The following is a 12,743-nucleotide window of genomic DNA, read 5'->3' as shown; positions in this document are numbered from 1 at the left end:
AAAGATGATTTGAATCAAGAAGTTGAAACAGGTAATTGGCAAGAAGTAAAAAAAGCATGGGCAATGATAAAAACGGTAAAAGGTTCGGAGTATATTGAAGCTTCGGCATCACAATCTACACGAATTTATCGGTTTGTGATGCCTTATACAGCAGGTATTACAGAATTAATGCGAATCAATATGAAAGGTCGTATCTTTGATATTATCGAACCGCCAATGAATGATGATGAAATGTATCAAACATTGACTATTATCGCAAAGGAGCATATTTGATATGAATGATTTTGCGAGCGAACTTGCTAGAGAATTACAAAGATATGCCCATGTTGTGGAAGAAGAATTGTTGACAGCGCAAGAAGAAGTTGCTGATGTTGCTGTGAATAAATTAAAACAAAACAGTCCTAAAAAAACAGGTGCTTATCGTAAAGGGTGGCGTAAGAAAAAAGAAGATAATGGTGTTGTTATTCATAATACTCAAGGGCAATTAACACATCTTTTAGAAAAAGGACATGCGAAAGTTGGCGGTGGACGTGTTCCAGGTCAAGTTCATATTCGTCCAGTTGAAGAGTATGTAATTAATGAATTACCAAGACAGATTGAAAGGGCGCTTGGATAATGACATTAGGTGAATTAACAAAAATTCTTGAAGCTACAGGATATCCTGTGGCTTATTCGCATTTCACAGCAACACCAACGAAGCCGGTCCCAGCGCCACCTTATATTTGTTTCCTTGTGGATGGATCAGCAAACCTAATGGCAGATAACAAGGTTTATCACAAAATAAATGATTTAAATATAGAGCTTTATACAACTAAAAAAGATTTAGTCGCAGAAGCAAAGCTTGAAAAGGTCCTAGACGATCACGAGATTCCTTATGACTCGTACGGGACTTTTATTGAATCTGAAAAAATGTATCAAAAAATATACGGAACGAGGTTGATATAAATGAATGAAAATAAAGTAGCTTTCGGTCTGAAAAATGTCCATTATGCACTCTATGAAATTAAAGATGGTGCAATTACATTCAGTACACCGATTCGATTACCAGGTGCGGTTGAATTAACCTTTGATCCACGAGGAGATCTAATTGAGTTCTACGCTGATGACATGCTTTATTACGCAGCAAGCAATAACCAAGGTTACGATGGAACATTGAGCATTGCTACTATCCCAGAACAATTTGCTATTGATGCGTTAGGCGAACAATTAGATGAGACAGATGGTGTATTAAATGAAGTAGCTGATGCTAAAGGGAAACCATTTGCATTACTATTTGAATTCGATGGCGATATAAACGCTACTCGACATGTTATGTATAACTGTGCAGCGAGTCGTCCAACAATTGCATCTAAAACAAAAACAAATTCAGCCGAACCAAATACAAATGAACTGAAGTTTGTTTCTAGTCCAATCGTTTTAGCTCCTGGTGGAAGACCAATGGTTAAAACAAAAACAACATCTAAAACAACTCAAGCAATTTATGGTAATTGGTACAAAGAAGTATACGTTAAAAAACCAGCAGCACCAAAAGGAGCGTAATAGTAAATGGAAAAGACAATTACAGTAGATGGCCAAGACATTCGTTTAAAAAGTACAGGAGGGACACCAGTCCGATTTAAAGCGCAATTTGGAAAGGATTATTTCGCACAACTTCTCAAGTTAGCACCACTTGGAAAAATCGATATGGAAAATCTAGACCCAAGTAAGTTAGATAGTGTGGATTTCGAAGTATTCTATAATCTTGTTTGGACTATGGCAAAAACGGCCGATCCAAAGATACCAGAGCCAATGGTCTGGCTAGATTCATTTGATGAGTTTCCAATCATCGAAATTTTAGAAGATATTCAAGATATGATAGCTTCCACAATTCAATCTAAAAAAAAGTTGTAGATAGCAATAATAATAGTCAACAAGGAGCGAATCAGGGTGATGTGTTCACCACTGAGACGTTCCTTGTTTTGTGTTATAAATGCAAACTTACAAAAGCAGATTTAGAAGATATGACAATTGGTATGTGCCTTGATTATATCGATGGATATTTAGAAATGCAGAAGCCACCGCAAGAAAAAACGCGTAAAGCAACGCAAGCAGACTTTAATAGTTTCTAAAGAAGAGAGGTGAGAAAATGGCAGGAAAAATTAAAGGAATTACGATAGAAATTGGCGGGAATACAGAGCCGTTACAAAATGCTTTAAAAGATGTAAATAAGCGAAGTAATGATTTAACAAAAGAATTAAAAGATGTTGAACGATTGTTAAAGTTTAATCCAGGTAATGTTGAAGCATTAGCTCAAAAACAACAATTACTTACACAAGCAATTGAAAATACAACCCAAAAGCTAGATAAATTGAAGGCAGCAGAACAACAAGTGCAAGCTCAGTTTCAAAATGGAAAGATTTCTGAGGAACAATATCGTGCGTTTAGGCGTGAAATTGAATTTACAGAAGGGTCACTTAATGGTCTGAAAAATAAGCTTGGAAATATGAAAGCTGAACAAGACAACGTAGCGAGTTCAACAAGGCAATTAGAAACATTATTTAGAGCTACAGGGAAAAGTGTTGATGATTTTGCAGGAGTGTTAGGAAATCGTCTTGTGAATGCAATTAAAAGTGGTACGGCTACCAGTAGACAGTTAGATCAAGCAATTGGTCTTATTGGTCGTGAAGCATTGGGAGCAGAAGCTGATATTGAAAAGTTACAACGTGCGCTTCGTTCTGTTGATGATGGTAATTCAATACAACAAGTTCGAAATGATTTAAGGGACCTTTCACGAGAAGCTGAAAGAGCAGGTAAAAGCTTCAAAGAGTTAGATATCGGTTTAGAAAATATGTTAGGTGGAGCAATGGCGGCAGGTGGCATCTCAGGTGTAATTGAAAAAGCACTTGATGCCTCAAAATTAAAAACGAAAATTGATGTAACTTTTGAAGTCCCGGCATCATCTAAGAAATCAGTTGAACAAGCTGTTCGAGGAATCGAAGCGTATGGTGTAGATGTGGAGGAAGCTCTTGAAGGAACGCGTAGACAATGGGCTTTAAATAAAACCGTAAGCGATACAGCTAATACATCAATTGTAAAAGGTGCAGCAGCCATTACTACAGCTTATGCTGGTATTGATTTTACTGAGTTAATTCAAGAATCGAATGAAATCGGGAATGAATTAGGGATAACTAATGAAAGTGCTCTAGCATTAACAAATTCTCTTTTTAAAATGGGATTCCCACCTGAGCAATTAGATATTATCGCTGAATATGGTGGGCAATTAACACGAGCTGGTTATACAGCTGAAGAAGTACAAGCAATTATGGCAGCGGGTGTTGATACAGGAACATGGAATATTGATAATCTCTTAGATGGTTTGAAAGAGGGACGTATCAAAGCAGCCGAATTTGGGCAGGGTGTTGATAAATCAATGAAAGAAGCCTTGGAAGGTACAAAGATTTCAGTTGATCAGTTAGAAAAATGGGGGCAATCTGTAGCAAAAGGCGGTAAAGAAGGCTCAACCGCTATGACAAGTATCGCTAAAGCTTTAAATGAGGTTGAAAATGAAACAAAGCGAAATGAGATTGGTGTAAAACTTTTCGGTAGATGATAAATTGTGCCGAAGTAAAATCGCGGTATGAAGCAAGAAGGGTGAGATTCCTGACTTGAACCGAAGGTTATACGAAGTATAGTCAGGGGCAGAGCATAGAGGGTGAAAAGATATAATCCCTCCACGAGACCGCGACACTTATTAGTGAAAACGTATGCCGAACTTACAGGAAATGAACTGTAAGAAGTAGAAGGATAAAAAGCCTTTACGATAACAAAATGACAATGTTTGAAGATCAAGGACAAAATATTATAGATACATTGTTAAATGCTCAAGGTAAAGTTATAGATTTAAATGTGAGTCAAGAAGAGTTAAATGCAATGATTAAGAAAATGGATGCAAGTCCAGCTGTGAAGTTCCAAAAAGCAATGGGTGACTTAAAAATGGCACTTGAGCCACTTTTGGGTATTGTAGCTAATATTATTGGAGCTTTTGCGAGTTGGGTTTCAGCACATCCAGCATTAGCCGCAGCATTAACAACTGTTGCTGTAGCATTAGGAATATTAATTGGAGCTTGCATGGCCTTAGCCCCGGTATTTGTCACCTTATCCAGTATAGCTGGAATTGCAGGTGTAAGTATTGGGGCTGTTGCTGGTCCAGTTGCATTAGTGGTAGGTGGATTTATAGCCGCCACCGCAGCGATAGTTGGATTGGTAATCGGAATTAAAAAGTTGTGGCAAACAAATGAAGGTTTTAAAAATAGTATCACTGGCGTAATAAGTGGAATACAAAGTTTTATCGATATCTTAGTAGCGTTAGGTAAATATCTATTTTGGACAGCGGCAGATGGTGATCACTTAAATGATTGGATCACACACTTACCGAAAGGATTCCAGGATGCGGCTGAAATAATAGGACTGGCAGTAAGTAAAATACGTGAAGCATGTCTTCATCTTTTTGATGCTGTGAAAGCTGTTTTTTCAGGAGATTTTAGCCAATTAGGAGAGATTTTTAAGACAATTGGCCCTTCTATAGCGGGAGCGATTATTGGTGGGCTTCCTGGTGTTCTCATCTCGGTATCTCGTTATTTGCCAGCGATAGCAGAGTATTTGAATGCAAACTCCGGAATTATTCTTGAAACCATAACAAATATTTTTACCAATATAGCTAACTTTGTAACAACAGCATTACCGCAATTTCTTGAAGTCGGATCTCAAATGATTTCAAGTTTTGTGAATGGTTTGGTTGTAGCGGCTCCAATTATCCTTGAAGCCATTGTTGGAATCATTAATACAATTTCACAAATGATTGCAACTTATCTTCCTATGATTGTTCAAACGGGAATCCAAATTATTCAAACCTTAATTTCCGGAATTGTACAGGTTTTACCTACTCTTATCGAGACGGGACTTCAATTAATTATGACTTTAATTAATGGAATTGTGCAGATGATTCCGCAATTAATACCAATAGCTGTAACGATTATAGAAACCATTATTAATGGAATTATGTCATTTTTACCACAGTTAATTGAAATAGGAATAAATTTATTAGTTTCGCTAATCACAGGTATTACACAAGCTTTACCTATGATCGGTTTAGCAATTATTACAGTCATTACAACTTTGATTGAAGCAATTACGTCAAATTTACCAATGATTATTGAAGCTGGTGTTAAAGTTTTAATTAGCTTAATAGATGGAATCATTAAAATGCTACCGCAATTAATAGATTTAGCGATAAATCTTATAACGAAAATAGCAGATACATTACTAGCAAACTTACCTAAAATAATTGAATCCGGTATAAAAATTCTAATGGCTATTATCGATGGGATTGTAAAAGTCTTACCACAGCTTATTAACGCAGCCTTAGATTTAATTGTTAAAATAGCATCCACATTAATTGCGAATTTACCAAAGATACTTGAAGCAGGTATCAAAATTTTGCTTATGTTAATTGCAGGGATTGTCCAAGTCTTACCACAGTTAATTGGGGCAGCACTTAATCTTATTATTACGTTAGCAGGGGAATTAATTAGAAACTTACCAAAGATACTTGAAGCTGGTGTTCAATTAATTTGGGCATTAATAAAAGGTATTGTAAGCATGGTGGGACAGTTAGGTTCTACAATTGTGGCTGATATTATACCGAAGATTGTTGATACTTTAAGAAAGATCGACTTATTTAAGATAGGTAAAGATATAATAAGTGGATTGATAGACGGTTTAGGAAGTATGGCTGGAAAAGTGTTAGATAAGGTAAAATCCATCGGTAGCAGTATTTTAGATGGTTTTACTGGATTCTTTGACATTCACAGTCCATCAAGATTAATGAGAGATCAAGTTGGTAAGCATATTGGAGCTGGTCTTGCGATTGGTATGGAAAACTCAATCGGCATAATAAACCGCGCATCTCAAGCAATGAGCGAAGCAGCAGTACCGACAGTTAATGTTGGCAATATAGGATTACAAGCTAACGGATTATATCAAGGTCAAGGGGTAAATGGTGAATTTGCAGTCCCAGGTGGTGGACTAGCAATTGAAGTGCCTGTAATTTTAGAAGGAAGAGAAGTTGCGCGGGGTACTTATCGATATACAACCGAGTATCAAGATAGAGAAGTAAAAAGAAACTCAGACTTTTAGGTTTGGGTTTATTTTATAAAGAAACGGGGTGTCAAAATGAGCTCTTTTACATTCAACAATCAACGAAAAGAATATATCCAAATAGAAAAAGGATGGAGTCCACCAACATGGGCACCTCTAAAACGTAATTTCTTAAAAACACCTGGATATCCAGGCGCAAGATTATTAGGAACGGATACAGATCCTCGTCCGCTTCCTGTCCCTGTAGGAATTATCGTTCCAGATGGAACGGATTTAGAAACGTTAAAAGAAGAAATAGCAGCATGGTTAATTACAGAAGAAGCAGTTGAGCTAGTATTTGATGCAACTCCTGATCGAACATATTTAGCTATAATTGATGAAGATTTTAATCCTGATGATTTCGTTACGTTAGGTAAAGGTACTTTGAAATTTATTTGTCCAATGCCTTATAAATTAGGACCTACTCGAACAGTAGATTTTCAAACAGGTGCGCTTGGGTTAACAGCAAATGTTCAAAACAAAGGAACTGTTCATTCTAATCCTATTATCGAGGTTAACATTACGAAACCAAACACTTTTTTAGATGTATGGTTCGGCGGAGTATCCTTAAGTGATCGAGATTATTTTCGTATCGGTATACCACTAAAAACTGTTGAAAAGCCTGTAGAAAGGAATCAACGTATTGTATGGGATGAAATGGCTACTACGGTCGGATGGAGTAAAGTCAGCTCAATGGAAGATGGTGAGCCAGTTGGCGAAATGAAATCAGATAAATATCAATTTTATTGTTCTGATTTTGGTACTGGAACAGGTAAAGGGTGGCATGGTGCAGCTGTTAAAAAGAGTATACCTGGTGGCCCAGTTCAAGATTTTATTATGCAAGCCTACGTTACTTGTAAGAGTAAGAAAATCAATGAAATGGGAAGAGTCGAGATAGCAATACTCGATGAAAATAGTAAGGTACTTTCAAAAATTGCTATGAACGATCTCTATTGGCAAGCCGAACAAAATTTTGGAACGATGGTTATTGGATACGATAATAAGCCAGGGAAAACAGGATTGATTTATGAAAGCGGTGATTATCCGAATACATGGAATCAATATTTTGGTCGATTGTGGATAGCTAGAACAGGAAACGTATGGGAAGCGTATATTTCAAATTCCTTCCTGGGACAGAAAAAGATGATTCAGAACGTTTCGCAAGGTGGACTGATGAAAATAACTATCACATGGAAAAAGCAGCTCAAATACAGATTAGCATTATGCAATGGCAGGATGTACCACCAGTAGAAGCGATGTCAGTTAGTGATTTAAAGTTTTGGAAAGTAAATTTAAATACGAAAAACACACCACCTTATATAGTAGATGTTGGTGATAAAGTCGTAATTGATACAGAAAACAGTCATGTAACGATTGAGGGAAAGGATGCAATTAATATGAAGGATATTTTTAGTAATTTCCCTGTCATTAATAAAGGTATGAATACACTAGAAATTATGCCTTCTGATATCGGAACAGCAAAGGTTAAATATAGGGAGCGATTTAGATGAGAACACCAAGTGGAGTCTTGCATGTTATTGATTTTAAAACGAGTCAAATCGTTTCAGCTATACAACCAAAAGATTATTGGGATGATAAACGTCATTGGGAAATCAAGAATAATATCGATACTTTAGAGTTTAAAGTATTTGATAACACGACATATGCAGCAACACTTATGCAACAAAATTTAGTATTAAAAGAAGTAAGGGATGGGCGTATTGTTCCGTATATAATCACTGAAGTAGAAAAAGACCCTAACGATAGATCCGCAATTACTTATGCATCAGGTGCATGGATTAATCTTGCTAAAGATGACTATATTCGTCCACAGAAAATTGAAGGTAAGACAGTAAATGAATTTATGGATATTGCTCTTATAGGGACAAAATGGAAGCGCGGTAAAACGGAGTATGCTGGATTTCATTCTATGACTATTGATGAATTTATAGATCCATTGAGTTTCTTAAAAAAGATTGCTTCCCTATTTGAACTAGAAATGATATACCGTGTTGAGGTGGTAGGTGCTCAAATTGCAGGTTGGTATGTAGACATGGTGAAAAAAAGAGGAAGAGAAACAGGAAAAGAAGTCACGTTAGGTAAAGATTTAGTTGGAATCAAACGTATTGAGAACTCACAAAACATTTGTACAGCTTTAATCGGCTTTATCAAAAAAGAAGGTGGAGAAGTTCTCACTATTGCAGATATAAACAAAGGTATGCCCTATATTGTAGATAATGATGCTTTTCAACGTTGGAACGAAAAAGGGAAACATAAATTTGGATTTTACACACCAGAAACAGAACAAGATATAACACCAGAACGTTTATTGACTCTTATGAAAACAGAGTTAGCAAAACGTGTGAATACTTCTATTTCTTATGATGTTCAAGCACAAAGTATAGGCCGTGTATTTGGACTAGCTCACGAGTTAATCAATGAAGGAGATACAATCCGAATTAAAGATGTTGGATTTACACCTAAGCTTTATTTAGAAGCAAGGGCAATCGCTGGTGATGAATCACATACGAATCCTTTGCAAGATAAATACTCATTTGGTGATTACCGCGAAATTACTGATCCAAATGAAGAACTACGAAAGATTTATAAGCGTATTCTTAGTTCACTAGGAAGTAAGCAAGAACTGATAGATCAGTTAGATAAATTAGTGAAAGATGCAAATGAAACAGCTAATAATGCTAAGAAAGAATCCGAAGCAGCGAAAACATTGGCTGAAAAGGTTCAAGAGAATCTTAAAAATAACACGGTAGACATCATTGAAGCTAAGAATCCACCGACAACGGGACTTAAACCTTATAAAACACTTTGGCGTGATATTAGTAATGGAAAGCCTGGTATTTTGAAAATATGGACAGGCGCAGCTTGGGAATCGGTTGTACCTGATGTTGAATCTGTTAAGAAAGAAACACTTGAGCAGGTAAATAAAGATATTGAGTCCGCCAAAACGGAGTTAAATCAAAAGGTTCAAAGTGTGGAAGGTAAAGCGCAAGAAATAGCTGGACAAATAGTAGATGTTCAAAAGCAAGTCAATGGAAAAGTGGATCAAACATGGATTCATACACAGTTAAAAGATAAAGCCGATAAATCTGGAGTGTTTACAAAAGAAGAAATTAACAATGGTTTTATAGGGAAACAGATCTATGAAACTGATAAACAAGGGAACGTACAGAAATTCAAGGATATTAATACATCGATTGGTCAAACGAATGAAGCTCTTACACAGAAAGCGGAGAAGTCTGAATTAAAGAGAACGAATGAAGGTTTATCACAGCTAGAGCAGAAGACGAACGAAATTAAGACAACAGCTGAGGGGACGAAACAAACCCTTACTGAACTTAAAACTAAAGTTGATAATACTGAAATTGGTGTTCGTAATATATTACTAAATAGTCAATTGCCAGTAATTTATTCTAATAATGCACCTATCTATCCAATAGATGTATCTGAACAAACGGAAGGTACAGTTAAGTTTTTAAGGGTTAAGAACTCTAAAAAAGGTACAGATACTGTTACGCTTAGTTTGTATAATGGATTTTTACTATCAAACGTATCGGATAATATTGCTGGTAGGCAGGTTACTTTCTCTCACAAAGTTAGGGCATCAAAAGCAATGAGTATGACATTGATGGCACTGTTATATGGCAGCTCAGAATTTCCATTTCCTGATAGAAATAAAACATTTGAAGTTAATGGTAGTTGGGCTACTATATCGACCACTCTTACAATGCCAAATGACCTGTCTAAATATACTGGAATTAGATTTATCCTTTCAACTCCAAAGGTCCAACAAGCGGATATTTATGTGGATTTTAGGGAGTGGAAAATTGAGCTTGGAAACAAGCCTACAGACTGGATACCAGCACCAGAAGATCAAGTAACAACAACTGACTTTACCAAAAAGACAGTAGAAATTGAGACTACTATTAAAGGGATTAACACTACTGTTTCTAATGTTCAAAATGAACAAGGAAAGCTTACTGAACGTGTAACGAAATCAGAGCAAACCGCAGATGGATTTAAAACTTCTATTGAATCGTTAACAAAAACAGATACTGAAATCAGTAATAAATTAAATACGGTTGAATCGACTGTGGAAGGTACGAAAAAGACGATTTCTGATGTACAACAAACAACAAGTGAGCTTAAGAAAACAACAACTGAAATTAAAGAAGAAGCAGGAAAGGTCACCGAGAAGTTGAGTAGTGTGGAGAAAAAGTTTGATGATATGAAGATTGGTGGACGTAACATTCTGTTAAGTACAGGTGGCACACTTAAATCTGACACAGGAACAACAGTGTCTAATATAGTAAATAAGTCATTTAAAATTGTGCCGGATGGTTTATCGATGTTACAAGGGCAGCAGTTTACTGTTAGCTTTAAAGCTAGAACTATTGGATATGAAAAGGGAACACCGAATCCATGGGCTGGGGTAGAAGTGTGGATTAAGTATAAAGATGGTGAACAATTATGGCCTGGTGTTCGTTGCGAAAGTGATGTTAACGCAAACCAAGAATGGAAAACATATTCCTTTACTTATAATCTTAAAGATAAGGCAATTGAGGTTTTCAATCCGCAAACGCTATTACGTAATGTTAAAGGCATGATCGAATTAAAAGAATGGCAAATTGAAATTGGAAATAAAGCAACAGACTATAAACCAGCAGTAGAAGACCAAGTATCAACCGATGAATTCACGAAAAAAACAACCGAAATTGAAAAAAGTGTGGATGGTGTAAAAAATACTGTATCTAAGGTGCAGAATAGTCAAGATGGATTCGAAAAACGCATGACTACAGTGGAACAAACAGCAACTGGATTATCTTCCACAGTGAGCAATTTAAATAATGTAGTATCAGATCAAGGGAAAAAGCTTACTGATGCAAATACAAAACTCGAACAACAGGCAACAGCAATTGGAGCGAAAGTTGAGCTTAAACAAGTAGAGAATTATGTTGCTGGATTTAAGATACCTGAGTTGAAGCAAACCGTTGATAAAAATAAACAAGATTTGTTGGGCGAATTAGCTAACAAACTTGCAACTGAGCAATTTAATCAAAAAATGACTTTGATTGATAACCGCTTTATTATCAATGAACAGGGGATCAATGCTTCAGCCAAAAAGACAGAGGTATATACAAAAGATCAAGCAAATGGGCAATTTGCCACATCATCTTATGTAAGAGATATGGAAACCCGTCTTCAGTTAACTGAAAAGGGCGTTCGTATATCTGTAAAAGAAAATGATGTAATCGCAGCATTCAATATGAGTAAAGAAAACATTACTTTGAATGCGAATAGGATTAACTTAAGAGGTTTTATTACAGCGGATCATATCAAAGGGCAAGTTTTAGAAGGAGTAACACTTAAAACGAGTGGAAGTAGATTTGTTGAAATAAATAAGCAAGACATGAAGATTTTCGATGCAGATAGGCCGCGTGGTTATATAGGATTTATGGAAGCAAATGATGGAAGTATTCAACCTTCATTAGTCCTTGGTTCTGATAATAGAAAATACGCCGGCACAGGATCGTTTTATATTTATCAAGTCATGCCGCGAATTAATGGAGTTGATCAACCTTCTAAAGCGTATGCAAAGTTTGGGATTTCTAAAGGAGAAAATGCAGAAGGCACTAATATATGGTCATCATATATTCAAATGCAGAATGACGGTGGACATCTTTATGCATATGCAGCCGGAAGATTATACTTTGACAATTTGAATGACATTGTTTTTAACTCAGTGGGATGGGCTCCAGGATACGGAAAGTTTATAGTGACAACCACAGAGCCACATTATTTTAAAAATGACTATGGTGAGTTTCATTTTGATAGAAAAAGTACTGGTAACAGTATATACTTTGCCAATGGTGTTAATGATCATGATTTAAACATGGGAAGATTAATGCTAAGAGCAAGTCTTGTATCAGGCTATGATATGAATTTACAAATTAAAGATGTGTATGGTAATGGATGGCGAGATATAGAGTTAAGAACGCTACGAGCGAATGAGAATGTAAATGCCAATGGTCAAATGTGGGCCAAAGCATTTAATCCTACGTCAGCTAGAAATATGAAAGAGAATATAAAAGATATTCCTTTTTCAGCTCTTGATAAAATCATGAGTTTAGCTATCAAACAGTACAACTTCAAGGATGATATGTATGATCTGTACCAAATGCGTGTAAACAAGCCGGAAGAAAAAACAGAACCATATACAACAAAAGAAATTGAAACGTATTTCGGTATGATTGCAGATGATACGGAAGATATATTTACAGATAAAGAGAAACGGGCCATTAATTTATATAATACTGTTTCGATCTTTATTGCAGCTTTCCAACAGCAGTATCATGAATTTAACGAAGAGGTAACTACTGTTAAAGGTGAGAATAAACAACTAAAAGAGCAGGTTACGACCCTAGCAAACGATGTGGCCACATTAACAGATTTAGTTCAAAAATTAATAAACGGGAAACCAGAGCAGCCATAAGCTGGTCTTTCGTACTATATAAGTATGAGGAGTTATTCGAAGAATAGCTTGTCATACT

Annotated in this window: 9 protein-coding genes and 1 pseudogene; all 10 read left to right on the top strand. The window is 36.1% G+C overall.

Annotated features, from left to right (window positions below; genetic code table 11):
• Positions 1-273, top strand: a 273-nt coding sequence (locus tag PDL00_RS34080) for a phage head closure protein (protein ID WP_270733784.1), incomplete at its 5' end; no start/stop codon positions are given.
• 1 nt (position 274) lies between these two features.
• Positions 275-616, top strand: a complete 342-nt coding sequence (locus PDL00_RS34075; RefSeq protein WP_098214535.1) for an HK97 gp10 family phage protein — start codon at positions 275-277, stop codon at positions 614-616.
• Positions 616-945 (top strand): hypothetical protein, encoded by a 330-nt coding sequence (locus tag PDL00_RS34070; protein ID WP_098214536.1) that lies wholly within the window; start codon positions 616-618, stop codon positions 943-945. The genes PDL00_RS34075 and PDL00_RS34070 overlap by 1 nt, the downstream gene beginning before the upstream one ends.
• The gene (locus PDL00_RS34065; protein ID WP_006914605.1) at positions 946-1,539 is read left to right on the top strand and encodes a major tail protein; all 594 of its coding nucleotides are present in this window, start codon (positions 946-948) and stop codon (positions 1,537-1,539) included. It begins immediately after the preceding gene.
• Positions 1,540-1,545: 6 nt separating this feature from the next.
• Positions 1,546-1,890, top strand: a complete 345-nt coding sequence (locus tag PDL00_RS34060) for a hypothetical protein (RefSeq protein WP_000415940.1) — start codon at positions 1,546-1,548, stop codon at positions 1,888-1,890.
• A gap of 41 nt (positions 1,891-1,931) precedes the next feature.
• The gene (locus PDL00_RS34055; RefSeq protein ID WP_179884010.1) at positions 1,932-2,108 is read left to right on the top strand and encodes a hypothetical protein; all 177 of its coding nucleotides are present in this window, start codon (positions 1,932-1,934) and stop codon (positions 2,106-2,108) included.
• Positions 2,109-2,125: 17 nt separating this feature from the next.
• Positions 2,126-3,589 carry a hypothetical protein gene (locus PDL00_RS34050; protein WP_098214538.1) on the top strand — a complete coding sequence of 488 codons (1,464 nt, stop codon included), beginning with the start codon at positions 2,126-2,128 and terminating at the stop codon, positions 3,587-3,589.
• A gap of 218 nt (positions 3,590-3,807) precedes the next feature.
• Positions 3,808-6,174 carry a phage tail protein gene (locus PDL00_RS34045; RefSeq protein ID WP_270733783.1) on the top strand — a complete coding sequence of 789 codons (2,367 nt, stop codon included), beginning with the start codon at positions 3,808-3,810 and terminating at the stop codon, positions 6,172-6,174.
• Positions 6,175-6,210: 36 nt separating this feature from the next.
• Positions 6,211-7,685 (top strand): annotated as a pseudogene (locus PDL00_RS34040) (distal tail protein Dit).
• Entirely contained in the window at positions 7,682-12,685 is a 5,004-nt protein-coding gene (locus PDL00_RS34035) for a phage tail spike protein (protein ID WP_098214541.1), read from the top strand. The pseudogene PDL00_RS34040 and the gene PDL00_RS34035 overlap by 4 nt, the downstream one beginning before the upstream one ends.
• Positions 12,686-12,743: the final 58 nt, after the last annotated feature.

This window comes from Bacillus cereus group sp. TH152-1LC (assembly GCF_027710505.1).
GTDB lineage: Bacteria > Bacillota > Bacilli > Bacillales > Bacillaceae_G > Bacillus_A > Bacillus_A mobilis.
This window is presented reverse-complemented; position numbering and strand designations above follow the sequence as displayed.

Coding starts and splice junctions, on each gene's coding strand:
- PDL00_RS34065 (WP_006914605.1), top strand. CDS start 946: ATGAATGAAAATAAAGTAGCTTTCGGTCTGAAAAATGTCCATTATGCA.
- PDL00_RS34070 (WP_098214536.1), top strand. CDS start 616: ATGACATTAGGTGAATTAACAAAAATTCTTGAAGCTACAGGATATCCT.
- PDL00_RS34050 (WP_098214538.1), top strand. CDS start 2,126: ATGGCAGGAAAAATTAAAGGAATTACGATAGAAATTGGCGGGAATACA.
- PDL00_RS34075 (WP_098214535.1), top strand. CDS start 275: ATGAATGATTTTGCGAGCGAACTTGCTAGAGAATTACAAAGATATGCC.
- PDL00_RS34035 (WP_098214541.1), top strand. CDS start 7,682: ATGAGAACACCAAGTGGAGTCTTGCATGTTATTGATTTTAAAACGAGT.
- PDL00_RS34060 (WP_000415940.1), top strand. CDS start 1,546: ATGGAAAAGACAATTACAGTAGATGGCCAAGACATTCGTTTAAAAAGT.
- PDL00_RS34045 (WP_270733783.1), top strand. CDS start 3,808: ATGACAATGTTTGAAGATCAAGGACAAAATATTATAGATACATTGTTA.